At 41.9% G+C, this 23,944-nt stretch carries 24 protein-coding genes; 9 read left to right on the top strand and 15 right to left on the bottom strand.

From position 1 onward, the window contains the following. Positions 1–72: 72 nt before the first annotated feature. Positions 73–999, bottom strand: coding sequence for a malate dehydrogenase (locus H1R16_RS00245; protein WP_181886231.1), 927 nt, complete (start codon positions 997–999; stop codon positions 73–75). A 216-nt stretch (positions 1,000–1,215) separates the two neighbouring features. Here H1R16_RS00245 and epsC point away from each other — a divergent pair, with 216 nt between their 5' ends. Next, complete coding sequence (gene epsC, locus H1R16_RS00240; RefSeq protein WP_181886232.1) at positions 1,216–2,028, top strand: serine O-acetyltransferase EpsC; 813 nt, start codon at positions 1,216–1,218, stop codon at positions 2,026–2,028. A 47-nt stretch (positions 2,029–2,075) separates the two neighbouring features. Continuing rightward, positions 2,076–3,008 (top strand): cysteine synthase A, encoded by a 933-nt coding sequence (cysK, locus tag H1R16_RS00235; RefSeq protein ID WP_181886233.1) that lies wholly within the window; start codon positions 2,076–2,078, stop codon positions 3,006–3,008. Between the two features lie 29 nt (positions 3,009–3,037). Here the strand turns inward: cysK and H1R16_RS00230 are convergent, their stop codons facing one another. The 8 genes from H1R16_RS00230 to H1R16_RS00195 form a co-directional block, all read right to left on the bottom strand. Continuing rightward, on the bottom strand, positions 3,038–3,772 hold the full coding sequence (locus tag H1R16_RS00230; protein WP_181886234.1) for a DNA-formamidopyrimidine glycosylase family protein: 735 nt from the start codon (positions 3,770–3,772) through the stop codon (positions 3,038–3,040). Continuing rightward, positions 3,772–4,812 carry a catalase family protein gene (locus tag H1R16_RS00225; RefSeq protein WP_181886235.1) on the bottom strand — a complete coding sequence of 347 codons (1,041 nt, stop codon included), beginning with the start codon at positions 4,810–4,812 and terminating at the stop codon, positions 3,772–3,774. The genes H1R16_RS00230 and H1R16_RS00225 overlap by 1 nt, the downstream gene beginning before the upstream one ends. A gap of 41 nt (positions 4,813–4,853) precedes the next feature. After that, a complete protein-coding gene (locus H1R16_RS00220; RefSeq protein WP_181886236.1) occupies positions 4,854–5,405 on the bottom strand; it encodes a biliverdin-producing heme oxygenase in 552 nt (183 codons plus the stop codon). Further along, positions 5,402–7,606, bottom strand: coding sequence for an ATP-binding protein (locus H1R16_RS00215; RefSeq protein WP_181886237.1), 2,205 nt, complete (start codon positions 7,604–7,606; stop codon positions 5,402–5,404). The genes H1R16_RS00220 and H1R16_RS00215 overlap by 4 nt, the downstream gene beginning before the upstream one ends. A gap of 56 nt (positions 7,607–7,662) precedes the next feature. Further along, complete coding sequence (locus H1R16_RS00210; RefSeq protein ID WP_181886238.1) at positions 7,663–8,679, bottom strand: nucleoid-associated protein; 1,017 nt, start codon at positions 8,677–8,679, stop codon at positions 7,663–7,665. A gap of 110 nt (positions 8,680–8,789) precedes the next feature. After that, positions 8,790–9,839: an anhydro-N-acetylmuramic acid kinase gene (locus H1R16_RS00205; RefSeq protein WP_181886239.1), complete on the bottom strand. Its 1,050-nt coding sequence runs from the start codon at positions 9,837–9,839 to the stop codon at positions 8,790–8,792. A 61-nt stretch (positions 9,840–9,900) separates the two neighbouring features. After that, a complete protein-coding gene (locus tag H1R16_RS00200; protein WP_181886240.1) occupies positions 9,901–10,488 on the bottom strand; it encodes an LptA/OstA family protein in 588 nt (195 codons plus the stop codon). Between the two features lie 3 nt (positions 10,489–10,491). Beyond that, positions 10,492–11,766: a hypothetical protein gene (locus tag H1R16_RS00195; RefSeq protein WP_181886241.1), complete on the bottom strand. Its 1,275-nt coding sequence runs from the start codon at positions 11,764–11,766 to the stop codon at positions 10,492–10,494. A 165-nt stretch (positions 11,767–11,931) separates the two neighbouring features. Between H1R16_RS00195 and H1R16_RS00190 the strand changes: the two genes are divergently transcribed. Continuing rightward, entirely contained in the window at positions 11,932–13,047 is a 1,116-nt protein-coding gene (locus H1R16_RS00190; protein ID WP_181886242.1) for a DNA polymerase III subunit, read from the top strand. Between the two features lie 16 nt (positions 13,048–13,063). Here H1R16_RS00190 and H1R16_RS00185 read toward each other — a convergent pair whose 3' ends face one another. From H1R16_RS00185 to H1R16_RS00175, 3 genes are all read right to left on the bottom strand, one after another. Continuing rightward, positions 13,064–13,606 carry a hypothetical protein gene (locus H1R16_RS00185; RefSeq protein WP_181886243.1) on the bottom strand — a complete coding sequence of 181 codons (543 nt, stop codon included), beginning with the start codon at positions 13,604–13,606 and terminating at the stop codon, positions 13,064–13,066. Between the two features lie 90 nt (positions 13,607–13,696). After that, entirely contained in the window at positions 13,697–15,277 is a 1,581-nt protein-coding gene (locus H1R16_RS00180) for a patatin-like phospholipase family protein (protein WP_181886244.1), read from the bottom strand. A gap of 111 nt (positions 15,278–15,388) precedes the next feature. After that, on the bottom strand, positions 15,389–16,294 hold the full coding sequence (locus H1R16_RS00175) for a CorA family divalent cation transporter (protein WP_181886245.1): 906 nt from the start codon (positions 16,292–16,294) through the stop codon (positions 15,389–15,391). Positions 16,295–16,359: 65 nt separating this feature from the next. On the opposite strand from H1R16_RS00175, the gene H1R16_RS00170 reads away from it, so the two are divergent. Next, positions 16,360–17,382, top strand: a complete 1,023-nt coding sequence (locus H1R16_RS00170) for a 3-oxoacyl-ACP synthase III family protein (protein WP_181886246.1) — start codon at positions 16,360–16,362, stop codon at positions 17,380–17,382. 106 nt (positions 17,383–17,488) lie between these two features. Here the strand turns inward: H1R16_RS00170 and H1R16_RS00165 are convergent, their stop codons facing one another. Next, positions 17,489–17,680, bottom strand: a complete 192-nt coding sequence (locus H1R16_RS00165) for a hypothetical protein (protein WP_181886247.1) — start codon at positions 17,678–17,680, stop codon at positions 17,489–17,491. A 107-nt stretch (positions 17,681–17,787) separates the two neighbouring features. Further along, positions 17,788–19,413 carry an L-glutamate gamma-semialdehyde dehydrogenase gene (gene pruA / locus H1R16_RS00160; protein WP_181886248.1) on the bottom strand — a complete coding sequence of 542 codons (1,626 nt, stop codon included), beginning with the start codon at positions 19,411–19,413 and terminating at the stop codon, positions 17,788–17,790. Positions 19,414–19,714: 301 nt separating this feature from the next. Here pruA and H1R16_RS00155 point away from each other — a divergent pair, with 301 nt between their 5' ends. From H1R16_RS00155 to H1R16_RS00135, 5 genes are all read left to right on the top strand, one after another. After that, entirely contained in the window at positions 19,715–20,365 is a 651-nt protein-coding gene (locus H1R16_RS00155) for a tetratricopeptide repeat protein (protein WP_181886249.1), read from the top strand. Between the two features lie 174 nt (positions 20,366–20,539). Then, entirely contained in the window at positions 20,540–21,358 is an 819-nt protein-coding gene (locus H1R16_RS00150; protein WP_181886250.1) for a DUF695 domain-containing protein, read from the top strand. A 360-nt stretch (positions 21,359–21,718) separates the two neighbouring features. Then, positions 21,719–21,973: a type II toxin-antitoxin system Phd/YefM family antitoxin gene (locus H1R16_RS00145; protein WP_181886251.1), complete on the top strand. Its 255-nt coding sequence runs from the start codon at positions 21,719–21,721 to the stop codon at positions 21,971–21,973. 1 nt (position 21,974) lies between these two features. Beyond that, a complete protein-coding gene (locus tag H1R16_RS00140; protein ID WP_181886252.1) occupies positions 21,975–22,232 on the top strand; it encodes a Txe/YoeB family addiction module toxin in 258 nt (85 codons plus the stop codon). A 43-nt stretch (positions 22,233–22,275) separates the two neighbouring features. Next, positions 22,276–22,548 (top strand): hypothetical protein, encoded by a 273-nt coding sequence (locus tag H1R16_RS00135; protein ID WP_181886253.1) that lies wholly within the window; start codon positions 22,276–22,278, stop codon positions 22,546–22,548. 307 nt (positions 22,549–22,855) lie between these two features. On the opposite strand, the gene H1R16_RS00130 is transcribed toward H1R16_RS00135, so the two are convergent. Then, complete coding sequence (locus H1R16_RS00130) at positions 22,856–23,887, bottom strand: threonine aldolase family protein (RefSeq protein ID WP_181886254.1); 1,032 nt, start codon at positions 23,885–23,887, stop codon at positions 22,856–22,858. Positions 23,888–23,944: the final 57 nt, after the last annotated feature.

Raw genomic sequence — 23,944 nt, 5'->3', positions numbered from 1 at the left:
TGCATTAGTACACCATTTAAAAAAGAAAGCCTTCCCGGTGGGAAGGCTTAAATTATTGATAATATGAGTGGTCTAGAATTTCAGATCACCGTTTACTTCTCTTACAGCTTTGGCCGCGGTAGCAAATTTTTCTTTTTCTTCATCAGTTAAAGAAATGTCTACGATTTTCTCAACACCATTTTTGCCGATAATTGCAGGAACACCAAGGCAGATGTCACTTTCACCATATTCGCCGTCAAGCATCAGTGAGCATGGGATCATTTTTTTCTGATCGCAAAGGATTGAATGTACAAGTACTGAAACAGCTGCGCCCGGTGCATACCATGCTGAAGTTCCCAGAAGCTTTGTAAGTGTAGCACCACCAACTTTAGTTTCTTCTTCTACATAAGCCTGCTTTTCAGCATCCAGGAATTCAGAAACAGGAACACCGTTTCTTGTGGCCTTGCTCATTAACGGAAGCATTCCCGTGTCACTGTGAGCAGCGATTACCATACCGTCTACGTCAGAGATTGGGCAGTCTAAAGCTTCAGCCAGTCTGTATTTGAAACGTGCGGAATCCAGTGCTCCACCCATACCGATGATCTTGTTCTTTGGAAGTCCTGATGTTTTGTGTACCAGGTAAGCCATGGTATCCATTGGATTGGAAACTACGATGATGATCACCTCCGGAGAATGCTTCACCAGGTTAGCCGTAACTTCTTTTACTATACCTGCATTGATTCCGATCAGTTCTTCTCTTGTCATTCCAGGCTTTCTTGGAATTCCGGAAGTAATAACAGCTACGGCAGATCCTGCAGTCTTGCTGTAATCTCCTGTTGTTCCGCTCACCCTGGTGTCGAAACCGTTAAGAGATGCTGTCTGCATAAGGTCCATCGCTTTACCCTCGGCAAAACCTTCCTTAATATCTACCAATACTACTTCTGAAGCAAAGTTTTTCATCGCAATATATTCTGCACAACTTGCGCCTACTGCTCCTGCTCCTACAACGGTTACTTTCATAATATCTTATTGTTTATTTTCTGATGTTAATGCCAAGGCACAAAAAAAACACGGTGCCTGAATGGTGTGCAAATTTACGAAATTCACATGCGTCAGCCAACTTTAGCCCCTTATTTTATAATTAAAATTAGTAATAGTACTGCTCACCATTCATTATCATGGATCAATGCATTTGGAGACATTCTTGTATACATTTGTTTAAAATATTTAATTGTAATGAGTTTTGCAAAGCAACTGCATGCCGGTTATTCCCGCCGGATCTTCAATATTGACAAAAAAAAGACCGAGGATTTTATAGACAGTCTCTTCAGGTTTATTTTCTTTCTGGAGTATAATGGATGCGCCGACTTTTCACAAATTGAATCGCGCCTGGACAGTTTTAAAGTTCAGTTTGAAGAAATCCTGCGTTCAGCGGGTGACGGTGCAAAAATGGACAGCAGTTTGTTTTTCGATACTTTCCCTACTGTTTATAAAGCCCTTGAAGATGATGCCAGGTATATTTTTGAAAACGATCCCGCTGCCCAAAGTGTAGAAGAAGTAAAGTTTTCATACCCTGGCTTCTTTGCTATTGCGGTGTACCGCCTGGCCCATGAACTGGTGAGACACGGCGTACAGTTAATTCCCAGAATCTGGACAGAATATGCCCATAGTAAGACGGGTATTGACATTCATCCCGGTGCCGAAATCGGCAAAAACTTCTTCATTGATCACGGCACGGGAATAGTGATTGGTGAAACCACAGTAATCGGCAATAATGTAAAACTGTACCAGGGTGTCACTCTGGGCGCACTATCGGTAACGAAAGAACTGCAGAATAAAAAACGCCATCCCACAATTGAGGACAATGTGGTCATTTATGCCAATGCTTCAATACTGGGAGGCCAAACGGTCATTGGCAAAGATTCACTCATCGGGGGTAATGTATGGATTACGGAAAGTGTCGCATCTAACTCGGTAGTATTTCACAAAGGTCTTGTAACCGTACGAAATAAACTGCCGGTAAATGAACCTATTAATTTCATTATTTAAGCTGATGCTGACGTGCAGACAAATTTAACCTAACAAAATAAGATAGTATGATACTGAATAATGTACTGGAAGCCATCGGTAAAACACCGACGGTGAGAATAAATAATATTTTCGGCAAAAATACCGAGGTCTGGATGAAACTTGAAAGACAGAATCCCGGCGGAAGTATAAAAGACCGGATCGCACTGGCCATGATTGAAAAAGCTGAATCAGAAGGTAAAATCACAAAAGACACCCTGATCGTAGAGCCAACCTCCGGTAATACAGGCGTGGGACTGGCGATGGTCTGTGCGGTAAAGGGCTATCAGCTTGTACTTGTAATGCCTGAAAGCATGAGTGTTGAGCGGAGAAAACTGATGTCGTCCTATGGTGCTAAGTTCGTACTTACACCGCGCGAACTGGGAACCTCCGGTGCGGTAAAGAAAGCAATCGAAATGGCCGGAGAACTGGAAAATGTTTGGATACCACAACAGTTTGAGAATGAAGCCAATCCTGAAATACATGCATTGACCACAGCTCAGGAAATTATGGAGGATTTTCCCGAGGGATTCGATTATCTGATAACAGGTGTAGGCACCGGTGGTCACATAACCGGAGTGACTGAAGTACTGAAAAGGAAATTCCCCAAAATGAAAAGCTTTGCGGTGGAACCTAAAGACTCGGCTGTAATATCAGGTGGTAAGCCCGGTCCGCATCCACTTCAGGGTATTGGAGCCGGTTTTGTACCTAAAGTCCTGAAGACCGATCTTCTGGACGGCACCATATCCGTGGAAAAGGAAGAGGCTTATGAATTTACAAAAAGGCTGGCGCGTGAAGAGGGTATCCTGGCGGGAATCTCCACGGGATCATCGCTGGCAGCAATAAATAAAAAACTGAGCGAAATACCGGAAGGCTCACGAATTCTCACCTTTAACTATGATACCGGCGAAAGATACTGGTCTGTTGAGAGACTTTTTGAGGAAAATATTTTCGAATACTAAAAACAAATCCTGCCGCGCGGCAGGATTTTTTATGAATATAGTTTTTGGCATTTCGGGCAGACGTAAGTTTTTCGCTTCACCTTACCCATTTCTTCAATGATAAGATCGCGCTTGTCCTTAGGACAGATTTTTCGCCCGTAGATCAGTGTTTTTTCCTTTACTGTATCCGTTTTGGACTGTTCCAGGAATTCAAAACCGTAATTTACAACTGTTTCAATAAGGAAAACCAGTTTCTTTTCGGGAATATTTTTAACCAAACTGTCGGGATGGATTTTGGACCGGTACAAAGATTCAATTCGGATAATATTGCCAACGCCGGCAAATAATTCCTGTTCCATCAGCACATCGCCAATCATCTTCTCCTTATACTTTTCCTGAACGGTGCTCAGAACAAACTCACCGTCATAAGTGTCTTTCAGAATGTCCGTGTTGTAATTAAAGTGATCCTGTGGCTTACCGTCAATCCTTTTGGCATTAGCAATGTAGAAATTGATCATTGAGTCATCAAAATGCAGTGAAAAACTGGCATTGGATTTCTTACGTTTATTGATGAGCATGCTTCCGAAAAGGCCCAAATGTACAGTGATAAAAAAATCCATAAAAATAAAGATGAAATTCTTTCCGTAGGAATCAATATCCAGCAGTTGCTGCCCGGCTAAACCGGATTTATCCATTTCACCATAACCGCCGGCCTCGGTAACAGTCTTCTTTCGGAAACGGTTCAGTTTGTTTTTCAGGTTAAAGATGGTTGGACCTTCGGGCATTATCTGTTAATTTTGGAACTTGTGATTTGATTAAGGTGCTGGCGGGCAGCTATGGACGTATTGTATATTTTCTGGCGGATTTTCTGCATCCTTCCCACGGGTTTCAGTTCGTCGGCATTTTCAAAGGGATTAAATGAAAGATTTTCATACGCCATCTTTCGGTATTCGGTGATATCCTGTTTTGGAAGCACAATGCGGCCTACTGTAACAAATTTAGAGCTGCGTTCTGACCATTTTTTCAGCAGATTGTTCACGGGCGTTCTTTTTTCGGTGGTACCTACCTGAACCTGGAAGTCCAAACTGAGCTCTTCTTTAACGAAATACTCATACATTTTTTGGGTCTGGTCCATCAGAGGTTCTTCCGGTGCAGCTCTGTACTTTGTTGGTTTCAATCTGATTTTCACCACTTTGTCACCCATCCTGTAACAACCTACTGAGTGATAAGCATAGGTGGCAATAAATCTCTTTTCAATATCCAGCACGCGCACCATATTTCTTAGAATAGAGAAGATCTGACTGTCGAAAAACAGTGAAAGCCCCGAGAGAGCAAGTGCCGGAATCCTTAAAAGAGACAGTCCTAAAGGTTTGCCGCGTGCAATAAAGAATCTATTAGCGTTGATGTGTATCTTCAGGAATTTTGAAACTGAATTGGTGATGAAAACAGGCACGTTTACCAGGGGAAATTTGGCACTAACAGGCACGTTTTTGTTGTAAATTTTAACCGAACATCCATAAACCGGATATTCCGGACCATTTTTCATTGTGAAAAAATTGGGATGCGAATAGCGGATGATCACTCCCAGATTACTGCCCTGCAGCAGTTCGGAAAAATCACCGGCCCTATTCTTTACAGGTATAAACTTACCGCGTACGAAACCGAATGATTTTGCATGAGCATTTCGGGTTGCGTACCTCTTACCGTTAACCTTAGACGATACACGAACCGCTTTTTCAACGAGTTTAATATCCTTATCCAAAAGCAACTGTTCCTGTGGAGTCAGCCTGTCCATCTCCGGAGAATAGTAAAGTTCCTTTGCCATCGTTTTTTCGAAGTTTTCAGCAAAAATGAAACCATCGGACGCTAATCCGGCAGTCTAAGTAGAAAATGATAGGCTTTTTCCGCACCTTTCAGAACATCACCGTGATCATCTTCGGAGATCACTTCATCCAGAACAGATTTAAAATTTTTCCACATGGAGCCGGTGCGGTCGCCATAGCATCTGAAGTATGGGAATTTACTGCCCATAAATGAGTCGCTGGCTTCCAGTTTTTTTGCAATCATATTACCTCCAAGTGTAGACCCTTCCATCACATACATGATGCCCAAAGCTTCAGCTTCGCTATTTACACAAATTTCGCCTGCACTGTGCTTTTCAGTATTCAGATGCTCTTTTTCCAGATCAAACAGGTGAATCTTGCGTCTTTTGTCCAGCGCCAGAAGTTCACCGAAGTTTTCGGACAGCGATTCAAAAACCGGTTCTTCGCAGCTCCGCAGAAAAAGGTAGTTGTACGTCAGCAGCTTGCTGTAATCATCAGGGGTATAATTATCTTCAAATATTTTGGCAGAGTTAAATTTCTGTTCTACCCTGTCATGAAGTTCTTTGGTCTGATTTTTTAAAATTTCTGATATCATACTTTTACCGGCGGTTTCTTAAAGATGAGATGAAAAGAAGTTCCTTCCTCTTCCACACTGTCAAATGAGATGGATCCCCCCAACCTGTTCATAATGCGGTACACGATAGAGAGGCCCACCCCATTTCCGTTAAAGCCTTTAGAATTGCTCATGCGGTGAAAAATCCTGAACATATGCTGTTGGTCCTCCTCTGCAATACCAATTCCGTTATCCTTAATCGTGTACACTATTGTATCTTCCGCCACTTTCCCGCTGATCTGCACCTTAGGCTGTTCTGTTTTACTCGAATATTTTACTGCGTTACCTATAATGTTCAGAAATACCTGAATAAGCATGATCTTATCGGCCATAACATTAGGACAGTCCAATATTTCAATTGCGGTATTTTTACTGTTTAATGTAAGCTTTACATCGTAGCAAACCTTTTCTATAAGGGATTTTGTCTCCACTTCTTCCACGGCGATCTGAGCGGATTTTGCGCGGCTCAGATTAAGTACCCCACGCATCATCATTTCCATTCCCATAATCTCATCCAGGATACTTGAAATGCGTTTCTTCACATCGGGATTGGATCCGTGTGACTTTTCCAACAGCTGGGCATTCAGTTTCATCACTGTAAGAGGGGTTCCAAGGTCATGGGAAATGGTATATGAAAAACTGTCCAGTTCTTCATTAAGGTCTTTCAGTTCGCGGTTAAGTTCCTGCACCTTCCGAAACTGCGAGTAGGTAGTTTCCAGAATGGTGGCTACCACTTTTTTTGCTGCAAAAACGTCTCTGTTTTTCCATGGTTGGGACTTACCCTTAATTTCCTGGATATAAGTAGCAAAGGACTTACGTGGCGAGATCACCATCTGCTCCACGCCATCTTTAAAAATCTTTTCAGTCTGCTTGGATGGATTTCCTGCCCACAGGATTTGGGTATCTATTTCCTTCCGGAACCATATCAGCAATTCATTTCTTTTATCATCTGTAAAACCGAACATTACGCCGGCGGCATTATTGAGATTCCCCAAATTTCCCTGATCAGTATGTGAAAAATCGTTTGTAGAGTAAAAATTCTTTAGTGGATTTTCACGTGCATACTTTACAATTCGAAAGATATTCTCGTCGGAAGGCACGTCGCCGGAAGTCCGGATATGGTCATGAACAATTATTGCCAGGCCATCGGCTGCAGGATAACGGCGCATCTCATCAATATTAGTAAAGAGCGATTCCTCCAAGCTGTCACAGGCAAGCAGTTTAGATTTAAGTGATCCTATATTATTTTCCAGTTCAATGCTGTCGGCCAGCATTTGTGCAGATTTATAGGAGGTATAGGCATTAGCTGCTATAACAGTGAAAACTTCAGCACGGATCCTGTTCACCAAGTCAATATGCTTAGGTTCCACATTCTGGCATGTTACCATACCCCAAAGCTTATTATTGATGATAATTGATGTACTGAAACTGGAAGCTACTCCAGTATTCTTAAGGTACTGGCCATGCACCGGCGACATTGCGCGCACTGAAGAATACGTTAAATCTATTGGCTCCGGACTGCTACTGATGATAGGAACGGGTTCGGAATAGACGTTGCTGAAGATCCGTTTTCTTTTTTTCAGATACAGTTCGCGTGCCTGTCTTGGTATGTCAGACTCAGGATAATGAAGATGCATAAAGCTTTCTACATCATTCTTTATTTTCTCGGCAATAACTTTTCCACTTCCATCTTCCAGAAAGCGGTAAATCATAATACGGTCGTAGTCTATTGCTTCAGAAACTGAGGATAGTAATTCGCGCCATATACCTTCAGAATCCAGTGCGTTGTGGATGCTTTCATATTTTTTGGACACGAAACTTCTCTGCTTAAAAAATTCCGTAACGGTCTCCAGTTCCAGATGTACCACATCATTAAATCTGTAAACAGACAGATGATAGTTCACACCGGAAATCTTTATTTTATCCAGATAGACATCAGAATCCTTCATTTCGGAAAAATCCAGACCGATAAAAACGGGCGAAGAGAGCAGTGGCTCAAAGATTTCTCCTGCCTCAGTAAGGGTTTTGCCAAAAAAAATTTCGTCTGCTGGAAACAGCGAAGTGATATTCTGACTGTAAAATTTGATGGTTTTTGTTTCCGCATCAAGACCCAGCAGGTACCCAAAATCCTGAATGTGGCCTGAAATATGGATCATTTCTTCGTGGCAGTCAACAATATTCATAGGTTTATTAGTGATAGGTATATAAACAAAGATAGTTTTTTAATTTAACATAATAATTACAGCTCCTCTTCAAAATAGAGTCTGTAGTACTTGCCTTTTTCATCCTGTCCGGTTTCAATTAACTTGCGGTCCCCATGAACGTAGATGTGAAAATTTTTGTCCAGCTTTATTACACTTTTAAAACTCCGGCTCTGTTTCTTAACCGCTGCTTCATTTATGGGAAACTCTTCTGCAATGGAAACCTGCATATCGGCCTCGTAATCTGATTTAAAATTACCAAAACTTTCAATAACATTGTCATCCTGCAGAACCTCCTTAGTAAACGACTCGTAATCAAATACTTCCTTTTCTTTAAAGAAGTTTATTGACTTATTAAGAAAATCGGCCTGATCTGCTTTAGTTGTTTCAAATTCCTGCGGGAGCTGCTTTGTTATGTATTCCTTATATACCGCAAGCGTTTCCTGTGTGTGAAAATATTCGTCGTCCCGCTGCTTCACTTTCAGAAAGTCCTCAAACCAGTAATACATATCGCCGTTCTTGTTATTGTCTACAACCTTAAGGGCAAATCCTGTATCCTTGCCGGTATTGTAAATTAACGCACCTTTATCAAGTTTAGACAGCCCGATCCCGTAATCTTTTTCAATATCGAAGGCTTCACCGTTCGGGAAGATTTTAAGAAACGGATTCTTGTTTTCGGTTTTAAATATCCCGACGGAATCAATCTTACTGCCATCTTTATTTTCTTCACCTTCGAAGTACACTATAAAAAGTTCACCGTTCTGAACACGTGGATTCTCCGTGATGTCGTACAGATGCTGAGCAATATTTTCGGACTCGTATACAAACTTTGCCTTATCTTCAAAAATTTCGGACACAGAACTGTACACCGGATTATTTACAAGATAGGTATCACTGTAAAAGCGGAAGTGCTCTTCGGACTTAAATGACTTAAGGAAGTATTCTTCCAGAATCTCCTTCATTTCCTCGGCAGGCAGATATTCTTCCTGCGAAAGGACAAGCGGTTCCTGGTTGATCTTATTTCCGACCCTGTGAATTATTATTTTAGACAGCATATAGATTCAAATTTGAGCAGTGCAAAGATATCGCTAAAGACCGACGCATAAAATTATTTTATCCGCAAAAAGCGTACGACAATAAATGCTTTCAATAATAAAAAGAAAGATTACGCAAGTAGCCCGCTGCAGTGGTCGGCCTCGCTGCCTGTGGCGGACGCCAGAATATTGTTCTCACCCCTAAGCCTCAGTACAGCCATGAAAGCGAAGATAAGTGCTTCCTTGAATTCCACCAGTTCCGGAGCGGGGACCATAATTTTACACCGGGTCTTAAGCCTTATTCTTTCCAGTAAGAATTCGTTATATGCTCCACCACCAGTAATAAGAAGATCTTTTACAGCGTATTTTTCAAGAACCAATGAAATCTGGTTGGCTGCATGCTCTGTAAAGGTGGCCAGAACGGTCTGCGGAGAAAGCGGCGAAAGTAAGGTCATGATTTCACCCGACACCCATTCTGCTCCTAACGATTTAGGCGGACTGACATTGTAGAAATCAAGCTGATCTAATATTTTCAGAACATCAAAATCCACCTTTCCCGCTGCTGCTAACCTGCCTCCAATGTCGAAGGGTTCGCCCAGTAACTGGGAAAAATGATTCAGAACTATATTTACCGGACAGATGTCAAATCCGGTCCGAGCGCCTTCAAAATCCATTGAAATATTGGAAAAACCTCCCAAATTAAGGCAGGCACCGTACCCGCCAAAGAGCATTTTGTCACCAATCGGAACCAGTGGAGCGCCGTTTCCACCACGCAGAACATCGGCGCTTCGGAAATCGTAGACCACAGGAGTGCCAGTAACCATCTTTATAGCTCGCCCGTCGCCAATCTGAACAGTAAATCCCCTGTGCGGCTGATGAAACACGGTATGACCATGCGAACCAATTACATCCAGTGAAGATAATCCGTGTTTTTCGGTGAAGAGCCTCACCTGCCCGCCAATGTACTTACCATACGAAGCATTCAGTTCAAAAAGATCTTCTGCAGCAAGAGTTCTGGCATTTCGCAGCTGTTTTTCCAGGTCGGGAGAATATACAACAGTATCCGCATTCAGGATTTGGAACTGCCAGCCATCAGAAGATGTATGCTGAAATGAAGCATGGCAAATATCCAGTCCGTCCAGACTGGTACCGGACATAAGGCCAATGGCATGATAAATCATGGTTCAGTTTTTAAAGTAATGACATGACCTCCTGTGGTCCATCGAACTATAGTCAAAGCGTTTACCTTTTCTGCTCAGGTATTTTCTTCGCATTAATATCGCCGGCATTATTAAAGAAGGTATACTCAGAAAAGTCATCCTTCGCTCTCATTCCGTTGGCCGCTACTAAAGTTGACCCGTCTTTGTCTGTAACGTACACAGTATCCGAAGTATAAATTTCTTTTTTTGCCTGATCCCAGAAAACGGTCTGCATGGCAAACATCTGACCTTCGCTTGTAATCACTTTCACATTTCCCCGAGCTTCATAAAAACGTTTCATTTCGGTCATCTTTGCGAACTTTGCTGTGATCCGGCCCGGATTTTTCGGGTTTTTTCTGTCGAAATACTCAATGTCAATACCCTTCCTGGCCACCACGTAAGGTGTATCAATAAGTTCAAATTTCTCGATGAGCGGTGCGGTAGCACGCATCTTCACCATACCGGAATCACGCTGAACAATCTTCGCATCGTAAATTACCTGTGACGGAAAATTTATTTTTGTGCTTTTAGAATTAACCGTCGCCAGGTCTTCTTCGCAGGATATAAAAAATATAGCCAGACCCAAAAGGCAGGCTATATTTTTAAATTTTATACCGCAAAGAAAGCCCATATTTTAGTTGTAAAGCCTCTTTTGGAACCAACGGTCAGCAAAGTTGAATCCAACTTTCAGGTTAATATAGTTCTGGTTCACAAGGTTATTTTTCAATGTTCCTCTTTTACCAAGTTCAACGCCAACATCCAAACCGGTCATGCGGTTAACTGATGTATTCTTAAACGGAAGAGTAGCACCGAAGGTTACGCCGAATTTATTAATATCGGTATCATTTATATTGAGATTTCCTTTCTCATAAAAGGCACCATACCGGTAAATAACACGTTCAAAATAGTTACGGAAGTTATTAACGTTAGGCAGAATCCAGCCTCCGGCAGCGATCCTGTAGGAATCTTTGTTCAGGAAATCCTGGCCAATGAACTGTATTGTCTCCCCTTTCTTGTAATCTACCTGAGAACCGACAAACCAACGCTGGTTATGTCCGAAACCAAGTCCCAGGGAGGCTTCCATAGGAAGAAGGTTGTTTGCCGTACTGTTTCTCTCTTCTACAATACTTACATAGTTCTTCACCTCATTAGCATTGTAGAAATAGGTACTGTTTATATATGTAGATTCCATCTTACTGCTGTTACCAAAAGTCGTGGTGGCACCTACAGTGAGCTTGCGGTCATTATCGTATTTTTTCTGATAGGTTGCCCCGGCAGTAAAATTAAAATTGTTCACACGGTTTCTTGTTTCGTAACCGTTAATGAGTTCGGCATTGGACGACACAAGTTCGTCTATATCATACAGGTTGCCGAAGTAGAAATTGGTTCTTAAACCTAAAGCAAATGCAGGTGAAATCTGGTAGGACAATGCTGCCTGAACCGTGTTCAGTGAACCTTCGCCGTGATAGGAATTCAGTTTAACAGCTCCGTCTGCATCTGTCTGAGAGACCACAACATCATAACTCTTTGAACTGTAAGGCTGGTAGCCGAGTCCAAATTTCATCTTCTGCGATATGGGAAAAGCAATTGATATATTAGACAGATAAGTGGAGTGTTTGGTTACCTTATAATCATTGAAATCCGAACGGAAAAAATTATTCTCGTTTGTGCCTTCAACCTTAATTGTAGTTAGCTGAAGATTTTCGTTGGCAGCAGGATTCATAAAATTGAAGCTGCTGTTGAAATCTGTAATATAAGCAGTGGTCAGTCCGGCCATGGCCGCATTTTCCACCGTGTTGTCATATTTTACATCTCCAATACCATATGCGGCGTAGGGAGAATTTCCAATATTCTGTGCGTTTAGGAAAAATCCCGCGGTAATGAAGGACAGGGCGAAAATATGTTTCATTCTTAATTTTTAAAATAATGCGCAAATATCCTAATTATTACTGAATTGAAGAAATTTCCTTTGGTTAAAGTTTGTTAAGTGATTTTCAGCGTAAAACCTCTTTAAAACGCTGGCAGCAGCAGATCCTCCGCCTGTGTATTACGCCAAAATTCCTATCTTTGAAACATGGATTGGGACCTTATCGCGGGACAGCAATTGCTGAAAGATCAGCTTAAGAAAAGTATTCAGGATCAGCGTATCAGCCACGCACAGCTCTTCCTTGGTAAAGAAGGCTACGGCACATTACCTCTTGCACTGGCCTATGCGGCCGAAATCCTGCAGCAGGAAAATCCTACAGCGGCGCAGCGTGTATCGCACCTGAATCATGTGGACCTTCATTTCAGTTTTCCGGTCTTTAACCAGGGAAAATCTTCGCTATCTCAGCAGTTCTTTTACCAGTTCCGCGAAATGATACTGACGAATCCTTACTCAAGTTACGACGACTGGAGCAGCTATCTGGAATCCGAGAACAAACAGCTTTTTATCTCATCTGATGAAGTTGATGAGCAAAACAAGAAATTTGCCCTTAAAAGTTTCGAAGGCGGCAGTAAAATATTGATTATCTGGCGTGCCGATAAACTGAATGCTCCCGCCTCCAACAAGCTGCTGAAATTTCTGGAAGAGCCACCGGAGAAGACTGTAATCCTGTTGATTGCCGAAAATTCTGATGATCTCCTTCCCACCATTCTCTCACGTACGCAACTCGTGGAAGTACCTCGTCTCACTGACGGGGAGTTATATGATCACCTTACCAGTAAGTACACTCTCAGTGATGAGCAGCTGAAGTCGATTATCCATCAGTCCCAGGGAAATCTGAATACAGCTTTACGATTGATGAATCAGGAAGGAAGTACCGAGTTTGAAGAACTTTTCGTACAGTGGGTACGCGACGCTTTTCAGGTTAAAAAAAGACCAGAATTCCTGAAGAATATCATTATTTGGGCACGCTCCATCGCGGCCTGGAACCGTGAAAAACAGAAGAATTTCCTGGATTACTGTGCGGAGATGTTCCGATTGGCCATGATACAGAATTACGGCGCAGAAAATTTGGTGCACAGAAAAATTGAAGGTGGCGGATTTAACTGGGAGAGTTTCAGCAAATTCATTCACGGTGCCAATATTGAAAGTATCATCAACGAAATCAATGATGCCGACTACCATCTGCAGCGTAATGCAAATGCAAAAATTGTCTGGACGGACCTTGGCATAAAGCTCTCCAGATACATCCATAAATCGGCGTGATTCTTCAAGTAAAGCTTCAGGACTCATAGACCTCAGTCCACAGTTTGCGGTACATATTTTTAAATTTCTCCTCTGCAGCACGCGGAAATGGAAAACCCAAATTCTGCACGAAGACAAAGGTCGCAGCCACCTCGTCCGGTTCAGGATTTACGCGCAGTTTATCATATTGTTCCAGCCAGACATCATAATGCGTAATGAGTTCGTCGGCGTCATCGGTAAGTTCCGGGTAAATCAGGTAGGACTTTTCCAACAGCAGGTTTCGGATTTTTTCGTTGGAATCCTTAAAAACATTTACTTCGAGGTAAATATTTTTGTCGGTATAGCGGCCCAGCGCTTTTTTGGTGCGTGTAAAATGATAGTTCAGCGGACCGTAGAGTTCAGTAAGCGCTTTCTCTTTCCATTGCTGCCCGGTTTTAAGACGGATCATATTCCGTTCAAACTCATCCTTGATTTCCGCGGTTATAAATTCTGTTTTTCTTTTAAAAACCAATCCGACGATGGCAGACACCACGGTTCCACTCAGGATGGCGGTCAAAAGAATTCTCAGCATTTCGTCCATGGCGCTGATATTAAGTTAAAAGTGAAACTGGAACCACATCGTTTTAGTGACCATTCAAATGGTATCGGCAGAATATCATATCTGCAGCTTCTACCCTACTGTAGATTCATTTTCGTCTTTAAGGATTTTACGTTCCTTAAGAGCGACAAGCATCCTTTCGGTCTTGTACTTTTCCCAGTCGAAACGGTCCAGGAATTCAAGTCCCGCGCGGAAGCCTTTATTGAAAAGTTCTGTTTTTTCGGCATCCTGCATAAAGAAATTTAGCCAGCTGCTGGGACTGCAGTCTACACTCTGTATGCTGTGCTTGCTGTAGAAGGTGTATTTGTTGAGGAATGTCTTGTCATTATACCCGCGCAGAGTATCAAAAATATTCATCATATAGCTTAACGGTGTTTTCAGAATCTTACTACTGCCCAGTCCATTTTCTGCGCCGGCCTCACTGCTGTCGGTAAGCCTTACCCCGAATACCGGAATCCTTGGATAGAAAATATCCGCTTCATGAAATATATCGATTGGGAAGTTTGAAATACTGCCACCGTCTATAAACACAGCTTCGTCAAAAACACCTTTAGGATCGGCATTAAGTCTGAATTTCCACGCGTTTACAATTTCAGGTTCACTTCTGTTGATCTTGTGAACCATCGGTTCAAAGAAGTAAGGAACCGCCATGGAGGCACGCACAAATTTTGCTGGACTGATATCGCAGATATCCTTACTCGTCCAGTACAGATCGGCCATTCGCGGAAATTCAACTTTTATCCGTGAGTTGATATCTGTTGCGATCACGGTATAATCTGACCTAAGGAGCATGAATGGATTATTTTTGTAAAGCTCCGTATTACGCATGGTTTCCAGAAATGTCCGGTAGCGGTTTTCATCAATAGATCCTGCTTTTTCAGTATGAATCTTTTCCACATGATTCAGGGCATTGAAGTAATATTCCGAAGTATTCCCGAAGCGGTAATCCAGGTTAAGTTCGGCTCCTTTCTTATTGTAAACGGCGTTAAGTTCCTCTACAGTCCTCACTCCAAAATGATCGAGTGTTTCTTTTAACTTTCTCTCAAAAGAATGCCCGGGATTAAGTCCGATACGGTTGGTGCGGAATAGGTCGTAGTAATACCTGATTCCTAAAGCAATGATTACCAGAACGAACAGAGGTATAAAGTAAAACCAGAAGGAAGCCGGCGTAAATAATGTAATGAGGGGAAAAGTGAAGGTGAGAACAAGCAGCGCAGCCACAACATATAAGCTGCGCTTCAGCAGTTTACTGTTCTTAAGCATGATTCCGGCCATTTTTTTGACGATCGGTTTGCCATCCATGAACTCAACAAAATTCCAATTGAAAAGCACATCTTTTATTATGCTGCTTTTATTGCGGGAGCGGTCGCCGAGAGCAGCTATCAGAATTGTATTTATAGCACCGGCACTGGTCCCGGCAATCCGGAGGAAGCGTATACCGAAAATTTCCAGGGCATACAGATATCCAACAAGGGCGGTCCCCCAAACACCGCCCCCTTCCTGTACAAAATTAATGTATTGATTCCCGGTTGAATCCAGTATATCCGAGTATTCCTTCGCCGACAAACGTTCATGCATCTCCGTTACCATGGCCCTGGATTCCCGGTTTAAAGATTTGTCCTGCAGTACACTGTTCAGCTGCTCAGTTTTCATGGCTATCAATTTTTCCCAGCCTGTAAAGCGCTGGACTTCTTTGTTTAACCAAAATTAACCATAAAACACGCTCCCGCATTCAAGTGCCAGAAAAAAGGGTGTTTTTCCTGTTTACCAGCGCTTCCTGCGCATATAAAGGTAGATGATAATGACCACAACCGCCATACCTGCGAGTGTAAAAAAATAACCGTAAGGACTTTGCAGTTCAGGCATATATTGAAAATTCATACCATATACACCTGCAATGAAAGTGACAGGGAGAAAATAGACGGAAAACTGAGTAAGTAACTTCATTACCTGATTCGCTTTCTGATCACTCAAAGCCAAAAACATCGAGATTAAACTGTTAACCTGCGAATTCAGATGGTCAAAATCTGAACTCACATCAGTATGCTTGTCCTTTAAGTCAGCTACTTCAACGGCGTTTAGATCCAACTCCCGGAATTTATGGACCCATTCTCCGGAAATGTTCAGCAACCGCATGTTCAGACCTGATTTCCGTTTCAGATGGTATAACCTGCGGATTACCTCACTCTCGTTGGTATGTTTCAGAAATACTTCATGTTCCAGCTTATCCAGAATCTGCATAAGATTATCGCACTCGTCATTGAACGACTTCAGGACCTTAAGCCCCAGCAGGATTGCAATGCGGTCCGGCTTCACCTCGTCAGATCCAGTATGTGTGGATATTTCCTCGAGGGTCTCGGATATCGTAGCCGTTTTCAGGCGGTGCACTGTAATGATGGTGCCAGGCAGCAGAAAAATACCCAGTTTCGTAGAAACGTCACTGATGCCACCCAGGCTCCGCCTTTCCATGTCCGTATTCTGGCGGGTCAGGAAAAACCGTATATCACCGCTTTCCTCGTATTTTGGAAGGTGATCCCTGTCTTTGGTATCCTCCAGAAGCAGCATGTCTATTCCATATTTTACCTGCAGGAAATCCAGGTCGCCGGCGTTGGGGGCTTCTACATCAATCCATTCGCACTGACTGTTTTGGAAAAGGCTCTCTATAGGCATGGTGTTCGATAAAAAATGTAAGGGTGAGGAATAAATTGATAAATTTGTCAAAATTAAAGAAACAAATGATTAAAAGTACCATAAAGGGCGTGGGGCATTACGTACCTGAAAATATAGTTACCAATGACGACCTCTCCAAACTGATGACCACCAATGACGAGTGGATTACTGAAAGAACCGGCATTAAAGAACGCCGTCACCGTAAAAACCGTAATGATGCCGAAGAAACAACCGCTTTCCTGGCTCTGAAGGCGTCGGAGAAAGCACTCCAAAATGCGGGAATGACAGCTCAGGACATTGATTATATCGTTTTCGCCACGCTTTCACCGGATTACTATTTCCCCGGGAGCGGTGTGGTATTGCAGGATATGCTTGGATGTGGTACCATAGGTGCGCTTGATGTACGTAACCAGTGTTCAGGATTTGTATATTCCATGAGTGTGGCTCATGCTTTCATAAAGTCAGGCATCTACAAAAACATCCTTGTAGTAGGTGCTGAGATTCACTCATTCGGACTGGACTTTTCCGATGAGGGCCGTGGCGTTTCAGTGATTTTTGGCGACGGTGCCGGCGCGGTTATCCTCTCAGCATCCGAAGACGAAAATGCAGGAGATATACTGTCGGTGAATATGCATTCCGAAGGAAAATATGCGGAGGAACTGTGTACACTTTTCCCGGGAACAAAATACGGCTGGAGCGACCGCATGCGTCTGGAGCCGGAAAGTATTACAAGCCGTGAGGTCTACCCCATTATGAACGGTAACTTTGTTTTCAAACATGCCGTTACACGTTTCCCCGAAACCATAACTGAAGCTTTGGAGAAGGCAGGAAAAACAATCGAAGACCTGGACATGTTCATCCCTCACCAGGCCAACCTCCGGATTGCACAGTTTGTGCAGCAGAAAATGGGTTTGCCGGACCATAAGATTTTCAACAATATCCAGAAGTACGGCAATACTACAGCGGCTTCCATCCCCATCGCGCTTAGCGAAGCTATAGAGCAGAATAAGATAAAACGCGGAAACTTAGTTTGCCTTTCGGCATTCGGGAGCGGATTTACCTGGGGAAGTGTTCTTTTCCAGTACTAACACCAGGATTCAGGAAAGTACAGACGGCTTTAAGTCCTGTTACCTTAAAAATAAAAAAACCGGCATTCAAGTTTTTGAATGCCGGTTTTTTATGCTGAAAGATTTTTTACCTAACCACTGACGAATCGGTGCGCACGCCCGCGCTGTCTCCGGCTGCCACTGCAGAATCACCAAGGTCATTCACCATTTCATTTTTATAGTGGTCTTCCTTAAATTCTTCCCTTTTTTCCTTATTCTGTGCACAACTTGTAGCCACAGCAGCCGCAGCTATAAGCACAGGAACGATAAGTTTTTTCATAATTTTTAATGTTTGTTTGATTCAGAGCAAATATACACTTTTCAAAAAAAGACAGGAACAAAAAAATCCGCAGACTAATCTGCGGATCAAATGTATTTCCAAAGGAATTAACCCAGGTATGGATATTTGTAATCTTTTGGTGTCACGAAAGTTTCCTTAACCGAACGTACGGAAACCCAACGCAGAAGGTTCATCTTGGAACCCGCCTTGTCATTGGTACCTGACGCACGTGCACCACCAAATGGCTGCTGACCAACAACGGCACCGGTAGGCTTGTCGTTGATGTAGAAGTTTCCGGCTGCGTTTTCCAGTGCTTTGTAAGCTTCAGCGACCGCATAACGGTCTTTCGCGAAAATAGATCCTGTAAGTGAATAGGGTGAAGTCTCGTCCACAAGCTTCAGAGTTTCAGCCCAGTCTGCATCCTCATAAACATAAACAGAAAGAATTGGCCCGAAAATCTCCTCGCAAACGGATTCGTATTTTGGATTTTCTGTCAGGATAACAGTAGGTTCCACAAACCAGCCCGTAGAATCGTCGCACTTACCCCCGAAAATCACTTCAGCGTCTGCAGACTCCTGCGCTCTTTCAATATAGCCTTTGCATTTATCGAATGAATTTTTGTCGATCACCGCATTAACAAAATTAGAAGGATCTTCGGGAGAACCCATCTTCACTGTTTTCAACTGAGCACCAACCACCTCTTTAACCTCATTCCAAAGGGATTTAGGGATGTAGGCACGTGAAGCCGCAGAACATTTCTGTCCCTGATATTCAAACGCACCTCTAACCATAGCTGTAGCTACCTCCTTAGCATTTGCGGACGGATGAACCATGATGAAATCCTTTCCACCGGTCTCGCCCACGATGCGTGGGTACGATTTATAATCCTGGATGTTGTTTCCGATCTGCTTCCACATACTTTGGAACACAGACGTAGAACCCGTAAAGTGAAGTCCTGCAAAATCGCGGTGCGCCAATACTTTCTCGGCAGTCTCCTTACCCGGCGTGAAAATCATGTTGATGACACCTGCAGGAAGTCCGGCTTCGTCCAGGATATCCATGATGATTTTGGCAGAAAGAACCTGCTTATCCGAAGGTTTCCAAACCACCACATTTCCTAACATGGCCATACATGTAGGCAGGTTTCCGGAAATTGCGGTAAAGTTAAAAGGAGTGACAGCGAAGCAGAACCCTTCAAGCGGACGGTACTCGGCCCTGTTCCAGATTCCGTTGTCGGAAACCGGCTGCTCGGCATACATTTCGGTCATAAATTCCACGTTGAAACGCAGGAAATCGATGAACTCACACGCGGCGTCAATCTCAGCCTGGTGAACGTTCTTGGACTGACCAATCATTGTGGCTGCATTCAGGCGGTCTCTGTAAGGTCCGGCAATAAGGTCGGCAGCCTTCAGGAAGATGGCGGCGCGCTGTTCCCAGCCCAGGTCGTTCCACTGCTGGCGGGCGGCAAGGGCGCTTTCGATGGCCTGATCCACATGCTGCATATCCCCTTTATAATAGAAACCGAAATCATGCTTATGGTCCTGCGGCGACTGCAGCTGAACTTTGGTATCGGTTTTCACCTCTTTGCCGTCTATGATCATTGGGATTTCAAATTTCTCCTTCCACATTTCCTTGTAGGTGGCGATAAGGGATTTTACTTCCGGAGAGCCCGGTTCATAGGATCTAACGGGCTCGTTTACAGCAAACGGAACCTGCGAAATGGCTTTTGACATATTGTAAATTTTATTGATTTTGTAAAGAATACAAAGTTACGAAATTTCCGCTGAGCGTAATACTCCCGCAGCAACAGAAAAGCACCGTTTAGATTTGCGATACGTTGTAAAAAAAGTGGAATACAGATAAGAAATGCAAAGCGGTGAAGTAATTATTCTATATTTGGAAATATAAATAAAGTATCACGTTTGTGATACATATCTCCCGCTGGATGGTTGTATATGTATGATTTTGTGATACATATATACAAGTTATGCGCAATGCTATGACGACAACCCACACGACAGACAATTGAACATATTGACTAAAATATTATTTGGGCTGACAACGATTTTTTTAATCGCAGTTATAGCATTGACATTTTTCGGTGAACTAACTTTCGGTTACGGACTTGGCGACTTATTTTATTTAATGTTTTCGGGTGTAGCTTTATTAATAGTGACAGTAACATACTTTGCAACAAAACGACTTGATTTTAATAAAAAGAAACTCTTTGGTGGACTAATCTCTGTCGGGCTTGTTTTGACAATTTACATATTTGGACGACTTGTAACAGTTGACAGAGGTTCTGAAAATAAATGGGACGGTCATGTTTTTCTTTCTAATTCTTATGCCGACCGAGAAAGGAAAGAAATTGAAGAATACCAAAACGAATTAACCCGACTTGACAATCTAATTGCGAAATCACCAAACGACTATAAAGCGTTTTACTACAAAGGAATTCATTTAAGAAAAAACGGTGATTGGGAAAAATCAATTATTGAGTTTGAAAACTCAATAAGAATCAAACCGACCTTTGAGGCATATTATGAATGTGCATACAGTTATAGCAACATTGGAAAGTATAAAACATCCGTTGACTTTTACCAAAAAGCGGCAGACTTGGACACAACAAATACAGATGTAAAAAGGAGAATTAAAAACTTAAAAGAATATCATAAACTTGACTAACAGAAAAGCACATACGCATAACAGCACCTACAAGAAATTGGCGGTTCAGTGGTTACATGAAGCTTTGTGCTTCATATCAAGTTCAGTGCTGGCAGACAGTTTAGTGCTTCGAAATCGCCAACTTCTTGTAGCTGCGAAACGTTATCTGCAAGCTTATCAGAACAAACGACACAAATGAAAAACAGAATTTTAATCATTTTATTTTTAACTTTTATGGGAATGTTTTCTAATCTTTTTGGTCAAAAAAAATATCCAGAAGAATGGAATTTTTATATGACAAATGTTGAAGATAAACCAGCTTCAATTTATATTAATTTAGGACTTCACAAACATATTCCACTCAAAGAAAAATCAAATTTATGTTGGATTGCAGTTAAACTTAATAATCCAACAGAAAATGGTTTAACAACAGATGGAGAAAGCAAAACATTATTTGAAATTGAAGACAAAATTTTAGAAATAATAAACGCAACAAATACAATTTATATTGGTAGATTAACAAGTGATGGATTTAGAGATTTCTATTTTTATTCTAAAGACGTAAATGAATTTAAAAATAATGCTCAAAAAATTACAAGTAAATACACAAATTATGAATTTATAATTGATACAAAAAATGATAAAAATTGGAGTGGTTATTTAGATATTTATCCAAATGAAACGGATTTCCAAAGTATTTCAAATCGTGATGTTTTAGAAAATTTAGAAAAAAACGGAGATAATTTATCAAAAGCAAGAGATGTTTTTCATTGGATATATTTCAAAAATGAAAATGACAGACAAAAGTATATTGACATTGTAAAGAAAGAGAATTTTGAAGTTGTAAATGAAAATTATAACAAAAAGGAAAAATTACCTTTCAGCATTCAAATAAAAAGAATAGACAAAGTTGGATATGGAGATATTGATGAATACACATTATATCTTTGGAAATTAGCGAAAGAAAATAATGGAGATTATGACGGCTGGGAAACTTCTGTAGAAACTGAGTAAAAACGCCTGCAGATAATAACTAAGCTTTCGTCTTGTCCGCAGGACACGAGATGAAAGCCCGTTGAACGGAACTTTCGGGAGCTTTTTGGCAGTCTATGGAGTTGTCGTTTTTAGAATTTAGGGTAACAAAGCAGTTTTTTTAGAAGGACTGCTTTTTTTTGGCTTGTTATGAGCCTTTGGAAGTGGTTTCTGCGGCTTTCTTCACTGCAGAACACAGATTCCCTTACCCGAAAAGGTTATTTGGCGGGAGCGGTCTTATTATCCCAAAGATGTTCTGCTATCGAAATATTAAGGCAAAAAAGTTTCCAATATTTATGAAGTATAAAAATTGTACATATATTTGTACAAAATATAAAAGTCATGTTCATTACCAATGTTTCAGATTTTCGAAAAGATATTAAGTCGTATTTAGACCGGGTTGCGAAAAATTTCGAGACTTTAATAATTAATCGCGGCAAAGACTCAGCAATTGTTGTCATGTCGCTCGATGAATATAATTCTTTGATGGCAACTAATTATGAACTGTCTTCCCGAAAGAATGAACTGAGATTAGATTCTGCTGTTGAAAAATTAAGAAGTGGAAACTCATTTTCTCAAGATTTAATTGAAGAATAGCATGAAATACGTGTTTGTTGATGAATCCTGGGAAGATTATCTGTACTGGCAGAAAACTGATAAAAAAAAATTGAAGCGTATTAATGAATTGCTGAAAGACATTTCCAGAAATCCCTTTGAAGGCATTGGGAAACCTGAACCACTGAAACATAAATACTCCGGATTTTGGTCACGACGTATAGACGATGAACATAGATTAATTTACAAGTATCTGGAGAACGAAATCTTAATCGCAAAATGTAGATTTCATTATGATTAAATAACTCTGATCTTCGAATTTTCGTCGCAAAAAAAGAAAAAAAATGCCAATAAATATTTACATATATGACTCAGCAGAAAGATTGGATTGGCTTTGCAATGGAGTTTGGGACTTACCAACTCAGATAGACTCCCTTGAAATATGGTTGAATACTGAAGGAAAACTTTTGGAACCCAATAAATATGTTGCTGACATCGGCTTTGATATACGTAAAGATCCAGCAGGCGGCGGTGGAGTTCTGAGTTCTGAATCAATGTCCATAATGGGTAAGATCGGAATGGATGTTTACTTCTCCGAATATCCCTCGGCAGAATAGTGAAATAAATGTTGGCAATATTAAGAATGAAATTCTTTACCACCACATCTTAACGAGGTTAATATGCTCCTCTCTAAAACGACAACAAAGCCGGGCGGCTCCGGGTCATGTTATCCGCAGGACACGAAACCGAAGGTTCGCTGAAGGCAAATTGAAGATTTGCCGGAGGCAAATGAAGCCGGTCAATTAATGTAAATTGAGCTAGAGAACACTGATTTTGCGTGAAAGCACATACAGATTAACATCATCAAAATTCCTTACACTGCTACGTGAACGTCCGCCGCTCACAAGAATATTAGAAGGCATACTATCCCATCTCCTCAATTTCCCGGATAAATACATCCACACTATCCTCCACCGTGGCCCAGGACGTAATAATCCTTATTGCCGACTTTTCTTCGCTGACTTTCTTCCAAACATAAAAATCGAAGTTGGCTGAAAGTTTATCTATCTGATTGTTTGTCAACACCGGAAAAATCTGATTGGTATACGTATCCGACAGGAAGGTACACCCTGCCTCCTGAAATGCCTCTTTTATCCTCATGGCCTGCGTATTGGCATGGAGGGCAAGATCGAAATACAGATTATCGCGTAAAAGTTCGTGAAACTGAATTCCGAGTAACCGCCCTTTGGCGAGCATACCACCCTTCTGCTTAATATGAAAGCCAAACTCGTCCTGTACTTCAGTATTGTTAATGACGATTGCCTCGCCCAGTAAAGCACCGTTCTTGGTTCCGCCCAGGTAATAGACATCGGTGAGGCTGGCAACATCTTCAAGGGTGAGATCATTGCCTGTAGCAGTTAATGCATTTCCCAGACGTGCGCCATCCATAAAGAGATAGAGGTTGTACCGGCGGCAGAAATCCGAGAGATCCTGCAATTCGCGTTTTGTGTAGAATGTGCCGACTTCAGTAGCGTTTGAGATATAGACTATTTTCTGCTTCACCTGATGCGGTTTGTTGGTGTGCTGCTCCAGTACTTTTAGGATATCGTCAGTCCTTAACTTACCGTCGGCTGTAGGAACACCGTGAACTTTATGTCCCGTGGCTTCAATGGCTCCGGTTTCGTTGGTGAAAATATGACCGCTGTCCGCAGCAATAACACTTTCGTGCGGCCTTAGCAGTGCTGAGATCACAATGATGTTGGCCTGTGTACCGCCTGAAACGAAATGCACCCGGGAATTTGGGCTTTTGCTTAAATTAAGAATCAGCTGTTCCGCCGCCAGACTGAATTCGTCCAAACCATAGCCGTTCTGCTGCTGCAGATTTGTTCTTAGAAGCGCTTCGAGGATTCGCGGGTGAGCGCCTTCGGCATAATCATTTTTGAATGAATATTTCATCCCGTAAATGTAATGAAGCTGACTGAAAAGAAGGGCAATTTCCTACATACACTTTAT

The organism is Marnyiella aurantia, assembly GCF_014041915.1.
Taxonomy (GTDB): Bacteria; Bacteroidota; Bacteroidia; order Flavobacteriales; family Weeksellaceae; genus Marnyiella; species Marnyiella aurantia.
This window is presented reverse-complemented; position numbering and strand designations above follow the sequence as displayed.

Bases quoted from the DNA above. Each gene is read 5' to 3' on its own strand.
- H1R16_RS00150 (WP_181886250.1), top strand. From the start codon at position 20,540: ATGAAAAACAGAATTTTAATCATTTTATTTTTAACTTTTATGGGAATG.
- H1R16_RS00175 (WP_181886245.1), bottom strand. From the start codon at position 16,294: ATGCCTATAGAGAGCCTTTTCCAAAACAGTCAGTGCGAATGGATTGAT.
- H1R16_RS00140 (WP_181886252.1), top strand. From the start codon at position 21,975: ATGAAATACGTGTTTGTTGATGAATCCTGGGAAGATTATCTGTACTGG.
- H1R16_RS00180 (WP_181886244.1), bottom strand. From the start codon at position 15,277: ATGAAAACTGAGCAGCTGAACAGTGTACTGCAGGACAAATCTTTAAAC.
- pruA (WP_181886248.1), bottom strand. From the start codon at position 19,413: ATGTCAAAAGCCATTTCGCAGGTTCCGTTTGCTGTAAACGAGCCCGTT.
- H1R16_RS00165 (WP_181886247.1), bottom strand. From the start codon at position 17,680: ATGAAAAAACTTATCGTTCCTGTGCTTATAGCTGCGGCTGCTGTGGCT.
- H1R16_RS00230 (WP_181886234.1), bottom strand. From the start codon at position 3,772: ATGCCCGAAGGTCCAACCATCTTTAACCTGAAAAACAAACTGAACCGT.
- H1R16_RS00145 (WP_181886251.1), top strand. From the start codon at position 21,719: ATGTTCATTACCAATGTTTCAGATTTTCGAAAAGATATTAAGTCGTAT.
- H1R16_RS00170 (WP_181886246.1), top strand. From the start codon at position 16,360: ATGATTAAAAGTACCATAAAGGGCGTGGGGCATTACGTACCTGAAAAT.
- H1R16_RS00210 (WP_181886238.1), bottom strand. From the start codon at position 8,679: ATGCTGTCTAAAATAATAATTCACAGGGTCGGAAATAAGATCAACCAG.
- H1R16_RS00215 (WP_181886237.1), bottom strand. From the start codon at position 7,606: ATGAATATTGTTGACTGCCACGAAGAAATGATCCATATTTCAGGCCAC.
- H1R16_RS00200 (WP_181886240.1), bottom strand. From the start codon at position 10,488: ATGGGCTTTCTTTGCGGTATAAAATTTAAAAATATAGCCTGCCTTTTG.
- H1R16_RS00190 (WP_181886242.1), top strand. From the start codon at position 11,932: ATGGATTGGGACCTTATCGCGGGACAGCAATTGCTGAAAGATCAGCTT.
- cysK (WP_181886233.1), top strand. From the start codon at position 2,076: ATGATACTGAATAATGTACTGGAAGCCATCGGTAAAACACCGACGGTG.
- H1R16_RS00195 (WP_181886241.1), bottom strand. From the start codon at position 11,766: ATGAAACATATTTTCGCCCTGTCCTTCATTACCGCGGGATTTTTCCTA.
- H1R16_RS00245 (WP_181886231.1), bottom strand. From the start codon at position 999: ATGAAAGTAACCGTTGTAGGAGCAGGAGCAGTAGGCGCAAGTTGTGCA.
- H1R16_RS00135 (WP_181886253.1), top strand. From the start codon at position 22,276: ATGCCAATAAATATTTACATATATGACTCAGCAGAAAGATTGGATTGG.
- H1R16_RS00220 (WP_181886236.1), bottom strand. From the start codon at position 5,405: ATGATATCAGAAATTTTAAAAAATCAGACCAAAGAACTTCATGACAGG.
- H1R16_RS00225 (WP_181886235.1), bottom strand. From the start codon at position 4,812: ATGGCAAAGGAACTTTACTATTCTCCGGAGATGGACAGGCTGACTCCA.
- H1R16_RS00205 (WP_181886239.1), bottom strand. From the start codon at position 9,839: ATGATTTATCATGCCATTGGCCTTATGTCCGGTACCAGTCTGGACGGA.
- H1R16_RS00185 (WP_181886243.1), bottom strand. From the start codon at position 13,606: ATGGACGAAATGCTGAGAATTCTTTTGACCGCCATCCTGAGTGGAACC.
- epsC (WP_181886232.1), top strand. From the start codon at position 1,216: ATGAGTTTTGCAAAGCAACTGCATGCCGGTTATTCCCGCCGGATCTTC.
- H1R16_RS00130 (WP_181886254.1), bottom strand. From the start codon at position 23,887: ATGAAATATTCATTCAAAAATGATTATGCCGAAGGCGCTCACCCGCGA.